The 19,779-nt window shown below is 70.9% G+C and carries 20 protein-coding genes and 4 pseudogenes; 12 read left to right on the forward strand and 12 right to left on the reverse strand.

The genetic code is table 11. From position 1 onward, the window contains the following. The first annotated feature begins 4 nt into the window (after positions 1 to 4). Positions 5 to 436, forward strand: a complete 432-nt coding sequence (locus BLW86_RS34380; protein ID WP_093879027.1) for a MarR family winged helix-turn-helix transcriptional regulator — start codon at positions 5 to 7, stop codon at positions 434 to 436. 19 nt (positions 437 to 455) lie between these two features. On the opposite strand, the gene BLW86_RS34385 is transcribed toward BLW86_RS34380, so the two are convergent. Further along, positions 456 to 1,148 carry a FadR/GntR family transcriptional regulator gene (locus tag BLW86_RS34385; protein ID WP_093877633.1) on the reverse strand — a complete coding sequence of 231 codons (693 nt, stop codon included), beginning with the start codon at positions 1,146 to 1,148 and terminating at the stop codon, positions 456 to 458. A 143-nt stretch (positions 1,149 to 1,291) separates the two neighbouring features. On the opposite strand from BLW86_RS34385, the gene leuA reads away from it, so the two are divergent. After that, complete coding sequence (gene leuA / locus BLW86_RS34390; protein WP_093877634.1) at positions 1,292 to 3,025, forward strand: 2-isopropylmalate synthase; 1,734 nt, start codon at positions 1,292 to 1,294, stop codon at positions 3,023 to 3,025. Beyond that, a complete protein-coding gene (locus BLW86_RS42250; protein ID WP_177181834.1) occupies positions 3,022 to 3,198 on the forward strand; it encodes a hypothetical protein in 177 nt (58 codons plus the stop codon). Before leuA ends, BLW86_RS42250 begins: the two co-directional genes overlap by 4 nt. Before the next feature lie 60 nt (positions 3,199 to 3,258). On the opposite strand, the gene BLW86_RS34395 is transcribed toward BLW86_RS42250, so the two are convergent. Then, positions 3,259 to 3,639 (reverse strand): MerR family transcriptional regulator, encoded by a 381-nt coding sequence (locus BLW86_RS34395; RefSeq protein ID WP_093877635.1) that lies wholly within the window; start codon positions 3,637 to 3,639, stop codon positions 3,259 to 3,261. Between the two features lie 63 nt (positions 3,640 to 3,702). On the opposite strand from BLW86_RS34395, the gene BLW86_RS34400 reads away from it, so the two are divergent. Continuing rightward, positions 3,703 to 4,923, forward strand: coding sequence for an MFS transporter (locus BLW86_RS34400; protein ID WP_093877636.1), 1,221 nt, complete (start codon positions 3,703 to 3,705; stop codon positions 4,921 to 4,923). 74 nt (positions 4,924 to 4,997) lie between these two features. Here the strand turns inward: BLW86_RS34400 and BLW86_RS34405 are convergent, their stop codons facing one another. The 4 genes and pseudogenes from BLW86_RS34405 to BLW86_RS43505 all read right to left on the reverse strand — a co-directional run. Then, positions 4,998 to 5,825, reverse strand: a complete 828-nt coding sequence (locus BLW86_RS34405; protein ID WP_093877637.1) for a hypothetical protein — start codon at positions 5,823 to 5,825, stop codon at positions 4,998 to 5,000. Further along, positions 5,825 to 7,099, reverse strand: a complete 1,275-nt coding sequence (locus BLW86_RS34410; RefSeq protein ID WP_093877638.1) for a VWA domain-containing protein — start codon at positions 7,097 to 7,099, stop codon at positions 5,825 to 5,827. Before BLW86_RS34410 ends, BLW86_RS34405 begins: the two co-directional genes overlap by 1 nt. Positions 7,100 to 7,161: 62 nt before the next feature. Further along, complete coding sequence (locus BLW86_RS34415; RefSeq protein WP_093877639.1) at positions 7,162 to 7,701, reverse strand: hypothetical protein; 540 nt, start codon at positions 7,699 to 7,701, stop codon at positions 7,162 to 7,164. 112 nt (positions 7,702 to 7,813) lie between these two features. Beyond that, positions 7,814 to 8,050: pseudogene (locus tag BLW86_RS43505) on the reverse strand (flavodoxin family protein); the annotation flags it as partial. A 290-nt stretch (positions 8,051 to 8,340) separates the two neighbouring features. Between BLW86_RS43505 and BLW86_RS42255 the strand changes: the two are divergent. Continuing rightward, positions 8,341 to 8,502 (forward strand): hypothetical protein, encoded by a 162-nt coding sequence (locus tag BLW86_RS42255; protein ID WP_177181835.1) that lies wholly within the window; start codon positions 8,341 to 8,343, stop codon positions 8,500 to 8,502. Between the two features lie 9 nt (positions 8,503 to 8,511). Here the strand turns inward: BLW86_RS42255 and BLW86_RS34425 are convergent, their stop codons facing one another. Then, positions 8,512 to 9,378, reverse strand: a complete 867-nt coding sequence (locus tag BLW86_RS34425) for a M64 family metallopeptidase (RefSeq protein ID WP_177181836.1) — start codon at positions 9,376 to 9,378, stop codon at positions 8,512 to 8,514. 2 nt (positions 9,379 to 9,380) lie between these two features. Further along, the gene (locus BLW86_RS41635) at positions 9,381 to 10,040 is read right to left on the reverse strand and encodes a hypothetical protein (protein WP_143060304.1); all 660 of its coding nucleotides are present in this window, start codon (positions 10,038 to 10,040) and stop codon (positions 9,381 to 9,383) included. Between BLW86_RS41635 and BLW86_RS34435 the strand changes: the two genes are divergently transcribed. From BLW86_RS34435 to BLW86_RS34455, 4 genes are all read left to right on the forward strand, one after another. After that, the gene (locus tag BLW86_RS34435) at positions 10,029 to 10,484 is read left to right on the forward strand and encodes a hypothetical protein (protein WP_093877642.1); all 456 of its coding nucleotides are present in this window, start codon (positions 10,029 to 10,031) and stop codon (positions 10,482 to 10,484) included. The two genes, BLW86_RS41635 and BLW86_RS34435, sit on opposite strands and share 12 nt — an antisense overlap. A 1,225-nt stretch (positions 10,485 to 11,709) precedes the next feature. Beyond that, complete coding sequence (gene legP / locus BLW86_RS34445; RefSeq protein ID WP_093877643.1) at positions 11,710 to 12,966, forward strand: Dot/Icm T4SS effector Zinc-dependent metalloprotease LegP; 1,257 nt, start codon at positions 11,710 to 11,712, stop codon at positions 12,964 to 12,966. An 8-nt stretch (positions 12,967 to 12,974) separates the two neighbouring features. After that, entirely contained in the window at positions 12,975 to 13,955 is a 981-nt protein-coding gene (locus tag BLW86_RS34450; RefSeq protein WP_143060305.1) for an MvdC/MvdD family ATP grasp protein, read from the forward strand. Beyond that, positions 13,952 to 14,293: a YbaY family lipoprotein gene (locus BLW86_RS34455; RefSeq protein WP_093877645.1), complete on the forward strand. Its 342-nt coding sequence runs from the start codon at positions 13,952 to 13,954 to the stop codon at positions 14,291 to 14,293. Before BLW86_RS34450 ends, BLW86_RS34455 begins: the two co-directional genes overlap by 4 nt. A gap of 109 nt (positions 14,294 to 14,402) precedes the next feature. On the opposite strand, the pseudogene BLW86_RS44140 reads toward BLW86_RS34455, so the two are convergent. Both BLW86_RS44140 and BLW86_RS34460 read right to left on the reverse strand, forming a co-directional pair. Beyond that, positions 14,403 to 14,597, reverse strand: a pseudogene (locus BLW86_RS44140) (transposase); the annotation flags it as partial. 1 nt (position 14,598) lies between these two features. Further along, positions 14,599 to 14,863, reverse strand: a pseudogene (locus tag BLW86_RS34460) (helix-turn-helix domain-containing protein); the annotation flags it as partial. A 367-nt stretch (positions 14,864 to 15,230) separates the two neighbouring features. On the opposite strand from BLW86_RS34460, the pseudogene BLW86_RS44145 reads away from it, so the two are divergent. Then, a pseudogene (locus tag BLW86_RS44145) lies at positions 15,231 to 15,755 on the forward strand (helix-turn-helix domain-containing protein); the annotation flags it as partial. A gap of 95 nt (positions 15,756 to 15,850) precedes the next feature. On the opposite strand, the gene BLW86_RS34470 reads toward BLW86_RS44145, so the two are convergent. Further along, positions 15,851 to 16,246 (reverse strand): NUDIX domain-containing protein, encoded by a 396-nt coding sequence (locus BLW86_RS34470; protein ID WP_371129641.1) that lies wholly within the window; start codon positions 16,244 to 16,246, stop codon positions 15,851 to 15,853. A gap of 90 nt (positions 16,247 to 16,336) precedes the next feature. Beyond that, positions 16,337 to 18,427: a hypothetical protein gene (locus BLW86_RS34475; protein WP_093877647.1), complete on the reverse strand. Its 2,091-nt coding sequence runs from the start codon at positions 18,425 to 18,427 to the stop codon at positions 16,337 to 16,339. 566 nt (positions 18,428 to 18,993) lie between these two features. Here BLW86_RS34475 and BLW86_RS34480 point away from each other — a divergent pair. Both BLW86_RS34480 and BLW86_RS34485 read left to right on the forward strand, forming a co-directional pair. Then, positions 18,994 to 19,323: a hypothetical protein gene (locus BLW86_RS34480; RefSeq protein ID WP_093877648.1), complete on the forward strand. Its 330-nt coding sequence runs from the start codon at positions 18,994 to 18,996 to the stop codon at positions 19,321 to 19,323. Between the two features lie 47 nt (positions 19,324 to 19,370). After that, entirely contained in the window at positions 19,371 to 19,676 is a 306-nt protein-coding gene (locus BLW86_RS34485) for a hypothetical protein (protein ID WP_093877649.1), read from the forward strand. The last annotated feature ends 103 nt before the right edge of the window (positions 19,677 to 19,779 follow it).

Consider the following 19,779-nt stretch of genomic DNA (forward strand, 5'->3'; position numbering starts at 1 on the left):
GAAGATGAGCGTGGTCACCGCGCTGGTGCGCGGCGCGTTCCTCGTGAACGCGGTCTACGCGGAGGCGGGCAGGGAGTACGGGCTGACGCCGCAACAGGGCCAGCTGCTCTGCGTCCTGATGCCGGGCCCGTCCGGGATGGGCGAGCTCGGCACCAAGCTGGGGCTCGCCAAGTCCAGCCTGACCGGGCTCGTCGACCGGACCTCCCGCCTCGGCTTCGTCCGCCGCGAACCCCACCCGGAGGACCGGCGGGCCGTGCGGGTGACGCTCACCGAGGACGGCGCGCGCGTCGCCGAGGACTTCTACACGGAGACCTGCCGGCGCATCGAGGAGTTGCCCGCCGGGCTCGAAGCCCCCGAGCGCGAGCGGCTGGCCGAACTGCTCGGCCGGGTCGTCCAGGACAACGAGGTCCCGGTCGTCTTCGTCGACCCGGCCTGAGCCGTACGGACGGCCCCGCTCAGGGCGTCGACTGGAGCAGGGCGAGCGTGGACTCCAGCTCCTTCCGCGTCAGGCGCGCGGCCTCCTCCGGGTCGCCCGTCTCCACCGCCCGGACCACGTCGGCGTGGGCGTCCTCGCCGTGCCGCAGGTCCGCGCCCCGCAGCCCGAGCAGGTCCAGGAGCTCGATCAGGCCCTCGCGGAGCACCGGTGCGAACTCCCCGAACAGATCGGTCAGGACCGGGTTGCGGGCCGAGGCCACGATCGTCGCGTGCAGGGCGATGTCGGCGTCCACGAAGGCCGCGTCGTCGCCCTCGGCGGCCACCCGCCGCCCGTCCAGCGCCTCCCGCATCGCCGTCACGTCCTCCTCGGTCCGGCGCAGCGCCGCGAGGCGCGCCGCCTCCACCTCGACCAGCATTCGCACCTCGTACACGTCCGTCACCGCCGCCCTGCGCAGGCGGGCCGGCCAGTCCTCCGTCGGCCGGGTCGCGGTCACGAAGACGCCCGCGCCCTGCCGGGGCTGCACGAGCCCCGCGCCCGCCAGGGCCCGCAGCGCCTCGCGGACCGTGGAGCGCCCCACGCCCAGCTCCTTGGCGAGCGTCGTCTCCCCGGGGAGTTTCGTGCCGACCGGCCAGTGACCCCGGACGATCTGCTCGCGCAGCCGCTCGGCCGCCTGCTCGACCAGGGGGCTGGGACGAAGGGCACCGAGCGGCATGGGGTCACCTGAATCTCTGACGGTCCTGATCGCGGGCGCGTCCGCCGGATCACGGGAACGCTGTCGAGGAATGTACCCGAAGTCGCGGAACTTGTCTGAGGAGTACTTGTCTGAGGAGCTGAGGAGTGGATACGGTACCCGCCATGATCCACAACCCCCAGCGCCCCGGCCCCATGCCGTACCACCGTTACCGCCCGTTCCAGGACCGCGTCCACGTCCCCGAGTTCGACCGCCGCTGGCCCGCCGCCCGACTGGAGCGCGCCCCGCTCTGGGTCCCCGTCGACCTCCGCGACGGCAACCAGGCGCTCGCCGAGCCCATGGACACCGACCGCAAGCACCGCTTCTTCGACCTGCTCGTCCGCACCGGCTTCAAGGAGATCGAGGTCGGCTACCCCTCCGCCAGCCGCGCCGACTTCGACTTCGTCCGCCACCTCGCCGGACTCGTGGCCTCCGGGGTCGTCCCCGACGACGTCACCCCCGTCGTCTTCACCCCGGCCCGCCCCGAGCTCATCGAGCGCACCTTCGCCGCCCTCGACGGCCTTCCCCGGGCCGTCGTCCACCTCTACATCGCGACCTCGCCCGTCTGGCGCGACACCGTCCTCGGCCGAGACCGCGCCGAGGTCCGGCGCACCGTCCACGAGGCCGCCACGCTCATGGCGCGGCTCGCCGAGGCCCGCCCCGGCGCCGACATCCGCTTCCAGTTCTCCCCGGAGACCTTCAACCTCACCGAACCGGACTACGTCCTGGAGCTCTGCGACGGCCTCACCGCCCTGTGGGACGCGAGCCCCGACCGGCCGGTCACCCACAACCTGCCCGCCACCGTCGAGATCTCCACCCCCAACGTGTACGCCGACCAGGTCGAGTACGTGCACCGCCACCTCGCCCGCCGCGACTCCGTGATCCTCTCCGTCCACCCCCACAACGACCGCGGCACCGGAGTCGCCTGTGCCGAACTCGCCGTCCTCGCCGGCGCCCAGCGCGTCGAGGGCTGCCTCTTCGGCAACGGCGAACGCACCGGCAACGTCGACCTGGTGACCCTCGCCCTCAACCTCTACGCCCAGGGCGTCGACCCCATGCTCGACCTCTCCGACATCGACGCCGTCCGGGACGTCGTCGAGCACTGCAACCGGCTCCCCGTCCACCCCCGTCACCCCTACGCCGGCGAGCTCGTCCACACCGCCTTCTCCGGCACCCACCAGGACGCCATCAGCAAGGGCCTCGCCCGGCACGCCAAGGACGCCGCCGAGGCCGGGATCCCGCCGGAACTCGCCCCCTGGAACGTGCCCTACCTGCCCGTCGACCCCGCCGACCTCGGCCGCGGCTACGAGGCCGTCATCCGCGTCAACTCCCAGTCCGGCAAGGGCGGAGTCGCCCATCTGCTCCGCGTCCACCACGGCCTCGATCTGCCGGAGCGGATGCGCCCGGACGTCTCCCGCGCCGTCCAGGCGGTGACCGACGACACGGGCCGCGAAGCCACCCCCGACGACCTGCGCGCGATCTTCCGGACGGCCTACCTGGAGCCCGGCCGGAGCGCCGGTCCCGTCGCCCTGGAATCCTGGAGCACCGACCGCGATCCGTCGGGCGAACACCGCTTCAGCTGCGTCCTGCGCGTCGGCGACCGCACCGCACCGGCGGAGGGCAGGGGCAACGGACCGCTCTCCGCCCTGACCGACGCCCTCGCGCGGGCCGGCGTCCCCGTCGACGTACTCGACTTCGCCGAGCACTCCGTCACCACCGGCAGCGCGGGCGAGGCCGCCGCCTATGCCGAGTGCCGGGTGGGGGACCGCACCGCCTGGGGCGCGGGCCTGGACACCTCCGTCCTCTCCGCCTCCGTGCAGGCCGTCCTCTCCGCCGTGAACCGGGCGCACGCGACGTGAGGCGACCCCCGCACCCGGCAGTACCGAGGCCCGTCCGCGAGGGGAAGGCCCCCGCCCGGGGCCCCGTGGACGAGGTGCTCGCCGGGGAACTCCTGGGCGCCCGCTTCGGCCTGCCGCTCGCCGTGGAGCGGTACGCCGTACGGAGCGCGGGGAGGGTGCCGGCCCCGCCGTAGGGCGAGGCGGGTACGGGCCGGGAGCCGGGGCCGGGCCGGGCCGGGGCGGGAGGGGACGGGCTACGCCGACGAGTCCGCCGTCAGCTTCTCCCGTACCACGGAGAGGTACTTCGCCACCGCGTCCCGGTTCCGGGTCAGACAGCGGATCCGGTCGTCCATCCGGTCCCGTTCGTTCTCCAGGGTCTCCAGCATCTCCGGCGTCGCGTCGGGGAAGTGGATGACCCTCGGCTCGTTCAGGCACGGGAGGATCTGCTTGATGATCCGGGTCGGCAGGCCGGCGTCGAGCAGGCCCCGGATCTGCATCACCCGGTCCACGTCCGACTCGGCGTAGACCCGGTAGCCGTTCGGCAGCCGGTCCGCGACGATGAGACCCTGCTCCTCGTAGTACCGCAGCAGTCTGCGCGGTGTTCCGGTGCGCTCGGACAGCTCACCGATCCGCATGGGAAGCCCCCTCCAGGGAATCGCTTGACCTTCACATCAATGTGAGGGTTCGAGCATACGGACATGACCCACGACACGACAGTGGCGGCCGGTCCCGCCACCCCCGCACACCCCGAACCCCGCCCCGCCTCCGGCCGGTTGCCCCTCCCGGCGCTGCTCGCCCTCGCCACAGCCGTCTTCGTCACCAGCCTCACCGAGACCCTCCCGGCCGGGGTCCTGCCCGGCATGAGCGCCGACCTCGGCGTCGGCGAGGCCGCCATGGGCCAGTCGGTCACCGGCTACGCCCTCGGCACGGCCCTCACCGCCGTCCCCCTCGCCGCCCGCACCGCCGGCTGGCGCCGCAAGCGCCTGCTGATCACCTCGATGGCCGGCTTCGCCGCCGCCAACACGGTCACGGCGGTCTCCTCCTCGTACGCCCTCACCATGGGCGCCCGGTTCCTCGCCGGGGTCGCCGCGGGCGTCGCCTGGGCCCTGCTCGCCGGCTATGCCCGTCGCCTCGCCCCGGCGCACCTCCAGGGCCGCGCGGTCGCCGTCGCGATGACCGGCATCCCGCTCGCGCTCTCCCTCGGCGTCCCGGCCGGCACCTTCCTCGGCGAGGCCGTCGGCTGGCGGGCCGCCTTCACCGCCATGACCGTGATCGCCGTCGTGCTCCTCGGCTGGATCGCCCTCGCCGTCCCCGACCTGCCCGGCGAACCGCGCGGCGGGCGCGCCCCGGTCGCCCGCACCCTGAGGGCCCCCGGCGTCCTCCCCGTCCTCACCGTCACCTTCACCCTCGTCCTGGCCCACACCGTCCTCTACACCTACGTCGCGGCCTATCTCGACCACCTCGGCCTCGCCGGCTCCACCGGCCTCGTCCTGCTGGTCTTCGGCGCCGCCTCGCTCGCCGGCATCTGGTTCACGGGCCGTCACATCGACCGCAGGCTCCGGGCCCTGACCCTCGCCGGAACGATCCTCTTCGCCGTCGCCGCGGCCGCGTTCGCCGTCCCCGCGGCGAGCACCGCCCTGGTCCTGGTGGCCGCCGCGCTCTGGGGCTTCGGCTGGGGCGGCGCGCCCACCCTCCTGCAGACGGCCGTCGCGGAGGCGGGCGGCGACGACGCCGACACCGCTCAGACGATGCTGGTCAGCCTCTGGAACGCGGCCATGGCGGCGGGCGGCGTCGCGGGCGGCCTCCTCCTCGACGGGCTCGGCGCCGGCGCCCTGCCGTGGAGCGTCCTCGTGCTGCTCGTCCCGGTGGTCGCCGTGGTGGCCGGTGCCCGCGCCCACGGTTTCCCGGCCCGCGGGTGAACCCGGCCTGTCCCACCGGACGCACCGAGGCCCCCACCGCACGCGGTGGGGGCCTCCGTACGTTCCGGGCCGGGTCAGACGGCCGGCGGCACCCGGGACGGGCGGCCCGTGCCGCGCGTCAGGACGTAGCCGCCGATGCCCGCGAGCGCGGCCAGGACGCCGCCCGCAAGGGTCCAGATCCAGCGGTCGGACCACCAGCCGGAGGACCAGCCGTCCTCCGGGGCCGCCGCCTCGACGGCGGTGGTCCGGCCGGCGTCCTCGTCCGCCTTCGCCTGGTCGGCGGTGGTCGCCCCCGGGACGAGCGGCGCGGCGAGCGCGCCGTCCGTGGCGTAGGCGCCGCCCTTGTCGAGGACGTCGGCCCCGATCCGCGCGGTGAACGGCTGGCCGAGGTCCTCGTCCGGGCCGCCGGTGACGGTCAGCCGGACGTAGTAGCTGCCGGGCAGCGGGTCGTTCGCCCAGGCGTCGGCCGAGCCCCGGACCGGGCGCAGCACACAGGCCAGCTCCACGGTCGAGGCCTCCTTCGCCGCCGTACGGGACTGCATCCCGTACATGCACGGCTGACGCCGCCGCAGCCCGTCGTACACGTCGACCCGCCAGGTGGCGGGGCCGTGCCGCAGGGCCGCGTCGGGCAGCGTGACCGTGGCCTTCACGGTCGGCCGCTCCCCGGTGTCCGCCGGGAACACCCAGTACAGGTAGTCACCCGTGGCGGCCTGCGCCGTGGCCTGCTGCCCCGGGAGGAACCGGGCGGCGGTACGGAAGGTGGTGCCGGCCTCCGTGGGGCCGGCCTCCTCGGAGGAGGAAGCCGAGGGGCTGGGCGAGTCGGCCAGGGCGACCGGGGCCGCGAGGCCGAGCAGGGCGGCGCCCGCGAGCGCGGCCGTGGCGAGCATGCGTACGGTACGCATCAGTTGGTCCTCCAGACAGCGACGCGCCAGCGGGACAGCCAGCCCCAGAGCAGACCGGCCAGGAAGCCGGCGAGCACCAGCACGCCGAGCAGCCACCAGCCGCGGCCGAGACCGAACGAGGCGACGTCCGACGCGGTCGACGGGCCGTCGACGACGTCCACCGTCAGCTCGACCGGCATGCCCGGCGTCGTCTTGACCGACGGGGGAGCGGAGAAGGAGTTGCTGACCTGGAGGCAGACCGTCTCGGCCGCCGGCTTGGCGTCGCCGGGGCCGTCGTCGGCCTCCGGCTTCGGGTAGCGCAATCCGGTCGAGATCACGTCCGTGCGCCCGTCGCCCGCCTCGGAGCCGCGGACGATCTCCCGGCCGTGGAGCGTGACGGCGCGCAGCAGCACCCCGTAGTCGTTGTTGACGGCCCGGTCGGCCGACACGCTGACGGAGGCGCGCAGTTCCTGGCCGGGCAGCAGGTCCACCCGGTACCAGCGGTGCTCGCCGAAGGCCTCGCGGTCCGTGTAGAGACCGGGCTTCAGCTGCGGTGCCTTGTCGCACCGCACGGCGCCCCGGGTGGCCACGGGGGGGACCACCGGGTCGGCCGCGCGGTCGACCAGCTGTCGGACGCGGCGGGAGAGTTCCTCGGTGCGGTGGACCGAGGTGTACGTGCCTCCGGTCGCCTCCGCGATGCAGGTGAGCTGCTGCCGGGTCTTGGCGTCCGGCACCAGGCCCAGGGTGTCGATGACGAGGTGGATGCCCTTCGCCGCGATCTCGCGCGCCACCTGGCACGGGTCGAGCGGGGCGCAGGTGTCCTCGCCGTCCGTGATGAGCACGATCCGCTTGGTCGCCCCGTCCTCGCCGAGGTCGTCGGCCGCGCCGAGCAGCGCCGGACCGATCGGGGTCCAGCCGGTCGGGGCCAGGGTGGCCACCGCGGTCTTGGCCTCGGTGCGGTCGAGCGGGCCCACCGGGTAGAGCTGCCGGGTGTCCTTGCAGCCCCGCTTGCGGTCCTGCCCCGGATAGTCGGCGCCGAGCGTGCGGATGCCGAGCCGCACCTCCTCGGGCACCGCGTCGAGGACCTCGTTGAAGGCCTGCTTCGCGGCGGCCATGCGGGACTTGCCGTCGATGTCCTTGGCCCGCATGGAGCCGCTGACGTCGAGGACCAGCTCGACCTTGGGGGATTCCTTCGCCACCGGCTCGTCGGCGGCCGCGCTCGTCGGCAGGAGCGCGGCGCTCAGGGCGGCGAGCAGTGCGCAGGCCCCGGTCGCCAGCCGTTTTCTCGTGATCATCGCCGGATCGTATTGATGATCGTCCGACAAACCAAAACCGGGGTGGGACTCGTGACCCCGGCTCACGACCCCTGGCTGTTGAGGAAGCCGATGAGACAGGCGCCCCACCAGCCGGTCTGGCTGACGGCCGCCGCCAGACCCGAGCGGACGAGCAGCCCGCGAGGGGTGGTTCCGGCGCGGTGTGCGTCGAGGAGCTGGCCGAGCCGGTGGGCCCACAGGCCGTTGAGGGTGACGGCGACGACGAGGCCCAGCTTGACCAGGGTCAGCGGGGAGTGGAGGTCGGGGTGGAGGAAGAGGCCGGAGACGACGAGCCCGCCGAGCCCGGCCCAGATCGGCGTCTGGAGGGCGACGGCGGTGTCGAGGACGGCGGCCAGCGGCCGCTTCCCGGTCAGCCAGAGCACGGCGAGCCAGTCGACGGCGAGCACCGAACCGAGCCCGACGACGAGGAAGGCGACGTGGAAGAAGCGGGCCACCGTCAGCAGGGAGGCGTCCGCGTGGACGTGTCCGGCGGTCCAGCAGGCTGCCGCGATGCCGGCGGTGGCGACGAGCCCGAGGGCGGTGAGGAGCCAGGAAGGGGTGAGCTCCTGCGCGGTTCTGGACATGCGTTGATCTTCCGGACGTAAGGACGGCATAACTAAGGTAAGGCGAAGCTAAGTGCCACTCGTGTGCACGTCAAGCCGGTGTGGCGCACGTCCCAGCCCTCGGAAGGGCTGCTCAGCGGTGCTCCGGGTTGGGGAACTCGGGCCTGCCCCCGGCGTCCCGGGCCGAACGCTGGTTCCCGTGCGCAGGGACGCCGCCGGACCGCTTCAGGAGCCCCGCCACGTGCATCAGGTTCCAGGCCGTGAAGGTCGTGTTCCGGTGGGTGAAGTCGTTCTCCGGCCCGCGAGACGCCCGCCGACCGAGAAGCCGATCACGCCGATGCGGTCCGCTCCCTGTTCGCGCCTGTGGCGGATCTCGGCCCGCGGCGCCAGGAGGGGTTCGGGATGCCGTACGCGGAGCGGGTAGCGGAAGACGCTCGCTGACAGGCTCAGGGCGGAGAGCCACGCGACGATGGGCTCGGCCTGGCGCGGGGCGTGCGCGGCGTGGCCGCCGCCCGGCAGGACGTTCAGATGAGTGGGCGCCGGGTGCACGTGGCCGCTCCTGGAACCAGCCGCCCACGGCGACGGCGACGGGGTCGGCCCCCGGCTCACGCAGGGCGTAGAGCGTCTTCGCGCCGACCCACAGGAGGGTTCTGCCGTCCCGTGCTCCTCGGCGGCGGCGCCCGGGCCTTCCGCCCCGACAAGCGCCCTGCGGAGCTGGATGCGGTGGAGGCCCGCACGTTCGACGGCCGCTCCGTCCTCCTGCGCCACCGCGTCGTACGCAAGGCCTGGACGGCCAGCGCACCTACCGACTCCACCGGATGAGATCGCCTCTCAGGGGAAGAACGGGAAGAGGACGGCGTTGATCCGCTCCTGGCACACCGCGCAGAATGGCTCGCCGTGCGCGCGCATCTTGCAGTCGTACTCGCCGCGGAAGACACCGCAGTGGTAGTGGTCGCCCCCGGTGTACGCGCCGACGGTACCCGGGGGCGTCGGCGAGAGCCCTGGTCCCTCGCACACGCTGCAGTCGTCCCTCGTCGACGTGGGCATGGGCGTCGAGGGGTCGACGAGGTGGCCCCATTTGAGCGTGGAGAACTGGGTGTTGATGGTGACGTTGGCGGCAGCGGGCTCCACCACGGGATGGAAGTCCCGCCCGGACTCCGCGCAGGTGTTGGCGTAGTCGTACTCGTCCGCCAGACCGAAGGCGTGGCCGAGTTCGTGGAGACCGGTGGCCAGGCCCTTGGGGTGAATGGACGTGGTGACCACACCGCCTCCCGTGCCGCCGAAGACGGGGCTGTTGACGATGACGAGGATGGCGTGGGACCACGGGAGTTCGGCATACACCGTGTTCTGCGCCAGCGTGGTGTCCACGACCAGTACTCGACGGTCGAGGCCGTTGGCGCAGAATCTGGCGTCGAAGAACGTGTCGGCGGTGGCGCCGGTGCCGCACGGGGCGGGATCGTCCGCGCCTGACTGGGTGGAAGCGACGTCGAGGCGGTAGACGTTGATTGCGGCGGACGGGCCCGCGAAGGGGGCTGTCGCGAGGAGGAGTGTGACGAACTCCAGGGCGTGCAGACGGAAGTTGGGCAGTTCTTCTTCCGTGTACCCCTCGGACACGAGGGTCAGGTTCCAGCGGTTGATCGGGGATCCGTGGTCCAGCAGGAGTTCGGAACCGATGACCGTGCCGTCGTTCACGCCCATGGTCATTCGCTCCAGAGGTCGAATCGGGCGAGTTCGGTCGCGGCTTCCGCTTCGGACTCCGTGGCGAGCGGGCTGCTGTGGAGCACCAGGAAGCGCGCGTTCAGGTCGGCGGGCGCGAGCACGGCGAAATCGCCGGCGACCGACTCTGCCGGAACCCGCGCGAACCCGCCTGTGTCGGGATCGGCCACCTCGTAGTCGTATCGAATCGGCGTGCCGATCACCCGCCGGTACAGGACCTGATCGTCGGTGTCGCGAGTCTCGTACCAGAACCCCGAGTACTCGCCCTCGCCGAGTTCGTCGGAGGGCGGGAGCGTCATTTCGACGCGCTGTTCCGAGACCAGCCAGACGTCCTGTCCCTCGTAGGTGATGCGGAAGCGGATTGCCTCGACGGACATGGGGGTCACCTCCTGTGCGGCATACCCCTTGCTTCCATGCTGCTCCTGGAGCCGTTTCATGCCAAGCCGTCCACGGCCGAAATTGACATGGTCCGCGCACGGGACGAACCTGGAATCAGGTGCGTCCGAATGACCCTCAGAAGTTTGCACTTCAATCAGATTTGCGTTCATTTTCATCAGACTCGCGTTCGTCGCGTCCGGCCGCGCCCGCACATCGTCGACGAGAATCCCGGCCCCGCCCGAGAGGAGGCTGACATGCACGGGCATGTGCGCACCGTCAGCGGGGACGAGCCGATCTTCATGATCAAGGTCAGCGTCTACCGCCCCGACCTCACCCTCATCGACCACGTCTACACCGACGACGACGGCGCGTACAGCGTCGACGTACCCGCCGGTGAGACGGTCACCGTACGCTTCGACACCCACTACTCGCTCACCAACGCGGACGAATGGCAGCCCTCGCTGGTCACGAATGCGGTCGCCGACGACACCGCCCCGCTCGACCGTCGCCTGGTCCCGGTGGGCCACTTCGCGGACACGGCGCGCGGCATCGACATCCTCGCCGCCTTCCTCGCGGCTTCGGCCGTGGAAGAACCCGAGTACGCCGCCCACGCCACGACCCGGCTGACCCAGCTCAAGCAGAACAACCTGTTCCTCAATCACATCCAGACAGCCCTCCTCCAGCACTTCACGGAGCAGGGCGACGCCTGACGCGCCGCACCCGACCCGGCCGGTGGTCATCGTGCCGAACTTCCCCCTCGTCCGATCCTTGGACCTCTCCTCCTCGGGGTCTCCTGGTCGGGTCTGACCGCGGCCGAGATCCGGCCCGACGGGATGCCCGTCCTCAAAAGCACCGACGACGACGCCCGGCTCGTGGTCTCCTTCCCGCCCCAGCACGCGGCCGAGGAGTCCTCGCCGACCGGGCAGCTGCCCCCCGACGAAGACGACGGCCTCGGGCACCCTCGTACCGGTCTGGAACGGCATGTTGTCCGGGCCGAGCCGGATCGCCTTCGCCCTGCCGCAGGGCACGCCCCTCGTCCCCACCGTGGACGGCATCCCTGGTCCGGGCTCGCCGGCGGCATCGCCCCTCGGGCCGGCCGAGCCGATGAGCGTCGCTGCACGACGCCCTCCGCGTGCCCCGCAGCCGTGAGGTGCGAAACCGTCGACTCGGCCCGAACGTCGAAAGGCCATGGACTGAGAGAGCCGGGCGAATCGCCTTCCCCGTCACGCTGCTTGCCGGCGTGCTCGCGGGCTGCGCCGGGGCCGACGAGGGAGCAGAGGCCACCCGGGCGACAACGTCCGCCCGAACGACACCCTCCGCCCGGACGATTCCCTTCGACCTCTATACGCACGGCGGAATCGACGAGGCCCGTGTCCGCTCGACGTACTTCGAAGCGGCCTCCCGCTCTCCGATGGCTCCGGCAACCCCCCGAAGGGTGGGACAACCCGACCCAGCGCGGCACGATGACCTTGAAGTCTGAGACCGAGGCCGTCTTCACCGACGATTCCCGAATGTCTCCCCAACGCCTCGCAGTGCGCCGCCGCCCTTGGGCAGCGACAGAGGGTGGTGTGGCCGTCCGGCGATCCCCTTCGTCAGGCGCCCGGTCTCGTGGTGCTTCTGTCGGCTCCATCGAGCCTCCTCGCCCCTTCGGGGCATAGGCGCCATGACAACCATGGCCGGGTTTGGGAACGGGGATGAATCCACCGGTTATCGGCTGATCGGCTGCGTTACCCCGGCTGTTCCAGGGCGCCGGAAGGAGGTCCCGGCCCTGTGCCGGGGTGTGCGGAGGCAGACCCTCGCAGCGCCCGGACGGTAGCTGCCCGGCCTTCACCCGGATGGGCGCGCTGGATGAGCGGCATGTCGTGCGGCACGTGGACGCTGGTGAGGAAGTCCTCGTTCCGAGGCGCCTGTCCCCCGCCGCATTGAAGGTGACGTATGAACGCCAACCCATCGGAGTCCCCCCGGCGAACCCGGAAGACCGCTGCCAGCGGTGCTACGGCCAAGAAGACGGCCAAGAAGGCCACCCCCGCCAAACGGCAGCCGGCTCGCAAGACCAGCGTCTCCAGTAACGGAAAGGGCAGCGGCGAGTTCCGGTCAGGTCCTGCCGTCGGAACCACCCTGGTGGACGGTGCGACCTTCCGCGCCAAGGCCCTCCACTACGCCGAGGTAGACGGGCTCGCGATGTTCGAAGGGGACATCGTGCTCGGTACTGTCGAGGAGCTGACACGAGAGTCCGACGCGGGGCCGGTGCTCATGTCTGTCGGGATTCCGGCGATCGAGCAGGGGCAACAGCGACGCTGGCCCGACGCGACGGTGCCGTTCGAAATCGACCCCGGCCTGCCCGACCCACAGCGCGTCACGGACGCCATCGCCCACTGGCAGTCCCACACCCGCATCCGGTTCGTCGAACGCACCCCTGCCAATGCGGCTCAGTTTCCGGACTTCGTGCGCTTCGTTCCGGGCGACGGATGCTCGTCCAACATCGGCCGACGCGGCGGCATGCAGCAGGTGACGCTGGGCCCCAACTGCTCCACCGGAAACGCCATTCACGAGATCGGTCACACGGTGGGTCTGTGGCACGAGCAGAGCCGCGAGGACCGAGACCAGCACGTCACGATCGTCTTCGCGAACATCCAGCCGGACAAGCAGCACAACTTCCTGCAGCACATCGCGGACGGCGACGACCTGGGGCCGTACGACTTCGCCTCGATCATGCACTACCCGGCTACGGCCTTCGCGATCGACCCGAATCAGCCGACCATCGTGCCCCGGGAGCCGTTGCCTCCTGGCACGACGATGGGACAGCGCTCGGGACTCTCCCAAGGCGACGTCGACGGAGTCCACATGATGTATCCGGCCCCCGCGGCGCCCACGATCAAGGAGGTCTCCAAGGATCCCGTCTTCGACGCGCCGACCATCAAGGAAGTGACCAAGGACGGGGCCTCCGACCCCCACAAGATTCCTGGGCAGGACCTCATGAGCCCGCCTGCACTGAGCAGTCCGTTCGTGCTGGCCACGCCCCATCAGTCGCCGGTGATGACCGGTCAGCTGAACGGAGTGGGCGAGCAGCTGCGCCAGTTGGGGGAGATGGTCTTCTCACTGCAGCAGGGGCTGGCAGCGGTGCAGGGCGGCTACAACCTCCTGCTGGCCCAGGTCGGCACCCAGCCCGGTGTCGCCGGACGGCCCCTGTGATCCTCATCGTGGCCCACGACGAGGACCACAGCCGCGCGGTTCGACGCACGCTGGAGGCGGCCGGACGTGAGGTGGTCCGTCTCGACCTGGCCGACTTCCCCGCCCGCGGCGACATCACGCTCGACTACGCCACGGCCGGGGAACCGGTCTACACGATCCGCACGCCGACGGCCCACGCCCACCTGGAGCGCTGCCGAGCCGCTTGGTGGCGGCGCGTGCGCCCCTTCACAGCCGACCGCCGGCTGGGCTCTCTCCGCGATCAGAACTTCGCGATCAGCGAGACCGGCGAGGCACTGCACGGCCTGTTCCACTCACTCGACTGCACCTGGGTCAATCCGCCCGCACTGGACGCGGTCGCCCACCACAAGCCCTACCAGTGGCAAGTGGCACGCCGCATGGGGCTTTCCCTGCCCCGGACCCTGGTCACCAACCAGGCAGAGAAGGCCCGCCGTTTCATCCGCGAGATCGGCGTCGGCCGAACCGTCTTCAAGGCCTTCGTCGCCTCGGCCGACGCGTGGCGGGAGACCCGGCTCGTACGGGCCGAGGACCTGACGGTCCTGGAGACCGTACGCTACGCACCTGTCATCTTCCAGGAGTACGTGCCGGGCAAAGATCTGCGCGTGACCGTAGTGGGCGACCGTGTCTTCGCGGCGGAGATCGACGCCACGCAGACGGGATATCCCGTGGACATGCGCATGGTCGTCGGCGAGGCGCGGGTACGGCCGGTCGGTCTCCCCACGGCCGTCACCGACCGCCTCCTCCGTGTCATGCGGGCTCTCGGCCTGGTGTTCGGTGCCATCGATCTGCGTCGGCGGGCCGACGGGGAGTATGTGTTCCTGGAGGTGAACCCGGCGGGTCAGTGGTTGTTCGTGGAGGAACGGACCGGATTGCCGATCACGGCGGAGGTGGCCGCGCTCCTGTCGCGTCTCGACGAACGTGAGCCGGAACCGGACGTGGCAGCAGGCTCACTCGTGGGAGAGGCGCGATGACGGACACCATCACGGGTTTCGTGTCGCTGCCGTCCGACACGCCCGCCGGAACGGCCGCCTCTCTCCTGGTGGAGGTCCGTGACGTCTCCCTGGCCGACGCGCCTTCCACCGTCGTCGGTGCGCAGGTTCAGACGGACGTGCGGCTGTCTCCGGGAGGCCGGGTTCCCTTCCGTGTGAACGTGCCCCAACTCGACTCCTCGGCCACCTACGGACTCCGCGTGCACGTCGACCGCTCAGGGAGCGGAACGCTCGAATCGGGCGACCTCATCAACACTCAAGCCATACCCGTTCGGACAGAATCCGCTAAGGGTCTGGAGGCGCCGGTCAGGCTCGTGTGACCTCATGAGGCGCGCGTGTGTCCCAGCTGGTCGGATCACTGCTGGAAATGCGAGCGTACTGACTCGATCTTTGATCCCTGCGGCGGGGCTTCGGAGCGGTTGACTTCTCCTTCGTCTCGCTGGCTGGGTTTTGCGAGGTGCACACGTCGTGGTGTTGGGCGGGTCGGGTGTTCTTGCGGCCCGGTGGCCGTCCGGGGCCTGGTCGGGAGGGTTTCGGTGCTCTGGCCGGGCAGGTGGTCTTCGGGCGGATGCGCCGGAAGCCGCGGCGGACACGGCCGGGGGGTAAGCCGTTCCTGCGGGACGGGACGCAGCCGGTTCAGACCGTGGCGGGTCAGCACGCGGTGGACCCCGAAGCGGGTACTCCCACAGGATCGGACCGATCCGGGCGGGGCCGAGTTTTCGCTGTCGCCGAAGCGCACAGACCTGTTCCTCGACGTCGGCGGGGGTACGGTGCGGGGCGGTCCGTGGTCGGCTCAGGCGGTCGTACAGTCCCGCGTCGCCCTCGGCTTGCCGACGACGGACCCACTTGTGGGCGGTGGTGCGGGAGATGCCCATCTCGTGGGCCACGTGGGGGTAGAGGCCGGCCCGGCAGGTGAACGAGACGAGTTGCGCCCGATCACGTGCGCCGACCTTCGTCATGGCCCGCACCGCATGCGTCTCTCCACGGTGACGCAGATCCTGCCGTCGCGCTCGCGCACATCGAGAGCCTTCCGTGTCGCCGGGGTGCGGGTGAGACGAAGCCCTGCCCGGCAGGTAGCGGGAGTTGTTGGTGAAGTCCCCTACGGCAGACGAGGGTTCATGACGAGGAGGCGTTTCGAACAGCTGCTGCCGTGCAGCAGGCCCGGGACGGACAGGGCGGGACACCGAGCTCAGGTTCGTCCGTGAGCGGGTCCTGGCCGGGATGCGTCGCATCAAGGAGTAGTGCGGTCTCAGCTACGGCCGGCTAGCTGAAAAGACGCACTACAGCCGCTCGTCATGGGAAAGCTTCCTCAACGGGAAGCAGTGGCCGAGCCGCGCCGCGATCCAGCAGCTCGCGGATGTCGTGGGCCAGGATCCCGATGAGCTGATCGGGCAGCGGCAGCGCGTCGAGGAGCTGGCACGCAAGAGCCGACGCTCGGGCGGACCAGCGCGTGTGGGCGGATCGGCGCCGGTAGGCGGACCTGAGGAGGTGACTGCCCGAGGCCACGCGCCCGCTGAGCCCGAACGGCATGGCGAGGCCGAGCGGCACGGCGAAGTCCCATGGCACGGGGAAGCCGACCGGCACCGGGAGGTCGAACGGGACGGGGAGTCGAGGGCCTCGGGGAGCCGAGGGCGGCGGAGAGGCCGAGCGCCAAGGAGAGGGGCCCCAACCCGCGAGGGAGTCGAAGCCCGCGGCGTGTCTGGACCTCGCGGGATGCACGCACCCCGGTCTCGCGATACCGCGTCGGCGCCGTGGCCGGGCTCCCGGGACCAGGCCAGATAGCGAAACGCTCTGGAGTACTTGTCGCGGTCAGGGGCGGCGAAGGACTGGAAGTGGGCGGGCGGCTGGTCGAGGGGGGAGGTCCGGGTGTCAGGCCGTCAGACACTGGCCGAATAGGACGAACAACTTTTGCGGCAGGGAATCTTGCGGCCAGCAGCGCCAATTGCCGATGGCATCTTCGCGCTGCTGAGGGACGTCGGACCACCGGGTGACGAGGACGGGCACCGCCACACGGACGATGTCACCGACACGGTCGAGGAGCGTGCCCAACACCCGCACGTCGACGGGATCGGCGACGAGGTCGGCTTCTCGGCGAGTTCGCGTACCGCGGCCTCCGCGAACGTCTCGCCCGGCGCCGCGACACCACCCGGGAGCTCCCACGTGCCCCGTCGGTGCTTCCCCAGCAGGAGGCCGTCCGGGCCGTGAAGGATCACGCCCACCCCGACGGCGGAGTTCGGCGGGGGAGGAGCGTGCGACCGCAGGCGGCTCGGCACCCGCTCCGGGCGGCGGGCCGTGTACAGCCGGTACGACAGCGGCTGGCCGGTCTGTGTGGAGTCGATCGCCGTGACCGTGGCGGGCGACCTTCAGTGGATCGTCGACGACGTGACGACGAGGATGGGCTTGTCGACGAAGTCGTGTGCGACGGAGACGGTCCGCACGCCGGACGTCGTGTTCACCGTCAGTACGACCGTGCTGTCCAGACCGGTGACGGCGGAATCCACCGGCAGCGAGACGTGCACGAAGTCGATGGTGTGGGACGGACTCAGTGTCAACTCGGGCACCGGGTCCCCCGGGTTGGCGATGAGCGTGATCTCCGCCTTGATGGTGCTGACGCCCTCCGCCGCGAAGTTCAGCCCGGCCGCGTTCACCGTGAGCGGGTGCTGCACCTCCTGCACGGTCTGGGTGCGGAATGCCAGGAACTTCAGCATCGTGGCCTTCGGCAGCGGAAAGGCCACCTCCAGGGCGCGCGACACCTCCACCGCCGTGCCGGCACCGACGCCCTGGAGGGTGGTCGTCTGCCCGGCTCCGAGCACCATGCCTCCGAGGGGCACGACCGGCGCCGGGCCCTGGCCGTCCCTGACATCCGCGCACTCGAGGAGCTTGAGGTCGAGTGGTCCCAGGTTCGCCGCCCGGGCGCTGGGCGGCGCTCCGGGCTGCCGCGTGGCCACCAGGTCACCGCTGTGGGCGGTACGGTGCAGGTTCAGCAGCAGTCGGGTGCGTACGGGCTCAAGGAGGTCGTCGAGCCGGACCGCGACGGTGCCGAACAAGGGCTCCGTCCCCGGCGACGCGAGCTGGTGCAGGAACTGGTTGACGAGGGTCGCGGCCGGCGTGGGCCGGTCGTCGGAGATGTCGACGGCCACTTGGATGGCGTTGCCGTCGCCATCGGCGAAGGCGACCCGTCCCTGCGGAAACCCTTGGAGAGAGGACGGAGTGCGGGAGTCCAGCCCGCTCGGCAGGGTGACCCGCAGGGTGCGCCCGACGGCCTCCGGGATCCCGGTGACGTCCGCTCGCAGGCGGGCGAGGTCGATCGGGTCGGCCATCGGACCGACCGTGAAGGTGAAGTGGAACCGGCAGCCGCTCAGGGTGGTGGGCGACTCGTCGACGATGGAGTCACAGGCCGCGAGGGCACCCTGCGCGGTCACGAGGATCCCGTACGCTTCCGGAACCGCGATCACCGTGCCGCTGACCTGTCCGAAGAAGACGCGCTGGAGCGAGGGGTACTTGGACGAGATGTCGCCGAGCGTCGTCAGTTCGCGGAACTCCGAACGCGGTCGGGCGAATTCGTTGAGGTCGTTGCCGTCGATGATGGGCCGGGTCATGTCGTCGGCCGTGATGGTGAACCGGCTGCGGTGGGCGTCGGTGTTGAAGTGGAGACCGAGCGACAGGCCGCGATGGAAGCGGGCGGTGCAGGGGAAGAAGACGTACCTGCCGATCCGGTCGACGAGGGAGGGCTCGAAGGGAGTGCCCCCGGTGTCGCCACCGTCACCGAAGATCTCGAACTGGAATCCCTGGAAAGTCGGCCCATGGATGGGGAAGCCGGTGTCGGGCACCGTCACGAGGGCCGTCTGGTAGCCCGAGTAGGTGGGCTCGAACTCCAGCCGCAGCTCGCCGCTCAGAGTGAGGTGCACGTAGGCCGCCTCGACCAGCGAACCCTTCAGCTCGAAGGTGACGGTGAAACTGGTCCCGCTGACCGTGGCCGTGGTGCCCGTCACCCAGTTGTCGACGGGCTGGCCCCCGGGCTCCGTGATCGGCACGGCCAGCCGCACGATCGGCTTCAGGTCCGGCACCGGGTGCAGTTGACCCGACGCGACGGAGGAGAGGACGTTCTGCGACAAGTCCTCCTTCAAGGTCAGGGTGAGCTTGGCACGGTTGAACGGTTCGCCGTTGTCGGCGACTTCGCTGCGTTTCTGAACGACGTCGAAGGCGAACTTCGGGTCCTTGGCGGGCAGGATGTACGTCGGGAGGAACCACGTCGCGTCGGGGAAGGGGCCGAAGGCGAGCACATCGGGAGCCGGGCCGCTCTCCAGACGCGGAAGCAGAGGCGCGTCCGCGGGCAGTTCGGCCGTTCCGCTCTCGTTGACCACCGAGTCGATGTGGTCTCCGGTCCGTCCCGCCAGCCAGGACTTCGGCTCCACGGCGAGGAATTCGTCGAATGCCTGCTCTATTTCGGCCATGGTGTCTCCCCGTCGGGGCGCGCGGTCTGCTGGTGTCACGCGGTGACGTCGGTGATCGGCGCCATCGTCACGGTGATGTCGGACGGGAGCCGGACGGGGCGACACCATGAACCGCACGCAAACGCTGCCAAGTGTCCCCGTACGGCGATGGCGCGTCAGAACATCACCGCTCCCTGTCACCGCTCCCTCGTGGGCGTGGAGGCCGGTCGACAGGTGCGTTGTGAAGTTACTTCGACAGTAGTTCCCACTCCCCTGGAACCGCCACCCGGTGACAGGACCCGCCGGGTCGCCGGCCGACTTCCCACCAGGCGCCGACTACCGATCCCTCACCGCGATGGCGGTGAGGGATCACCCCCGCGGAGACTGTCGCCCGGACGGGCGCAGCGGAACCCCGGCAGCCGGAGAACGCCGGGCCGCGGGTCGGGGCCCGTGCCGTTCCGGTCGCCCTCTCCTGGTGCTCCGCACGGCCCAAGGAGCGCGCCGGGACATCCGCACTCGCTCAGGATGGGTCCTGGCCGGGGCCGCTCGGTGCTCCGTCACAGGTTTGAAGATCAAGGAGAACACGTATGGCCTTCGACGAGGACTTCGCGGCGGCGCTCGCGCAGCGTGGCATCCAGATGGACGCCGTCGACGTGCCCGCGCCGGACGTGATCGGTGGTGCGCTCGACAACATCAACGGGTTCATGAGCGGCATGGACGACGCTGTGCGCGAAGGGTTCGACGAGGGCTCTCTCGAGTTCGCCGTGTGCTCGGTCCTGGCCGATCCGTCGGTCAACATCGCACCTGAGATCTCGACGATTCTCGCCGCGTACGACCGCACCCCCGGCATGCGGCTCACGGAGCTTCTCGCCGCGACACGCGAAACCCTCGACCAGGTGCAGGGCGGTGTGGTCTAGGCACTGCTCCGCGGCTGGTCGGCAACGGAAGAGACAGGAGGAGAGACATGGCTATCGAGGAGTTCGCCAACTGTTACGGAGCGCGGGTCGAGACCACCGTGGACTCGATCATCGACGACCTTCGCAACCTGGGAGCCGACGCGATCCGCAAGGTCGTGGACTGGAATCGCAACCTGCGTGATTCCGACAGGTCCCTCGTGCTGGCCCTGGCGGGAATCGCGGCCGGGGTGATCATCAAGATCCTGGAGAAGCTGCTCGGCCCCACGGCCGCCGTCTGCTTCGTGGGGTTGCTCGGCGGCGCGTCGTGGGCGCTGCTGATCCGCTCGTTCACCGAGTGCGTGGACCAGCTCTGACCGACCGGGCCGCGCCCGCGCCGACAAGTTCGGGGAGTGTTCCGCTCTTTGATTGACGCGCCAACTTCTCATTCGCCGTACCACTGACTCCGAGCTGCAGTCC

It is taken from the genome of Streptomyces sp. TLI_105 (genome assembly GCF_900105415.1).
In the GTDB taxonomy this organism is placed as follows: Bacteria; Actinomycetota; Actinomycetes; order Streptomycetales; family Streptomycetaceae; genus Streptomyces.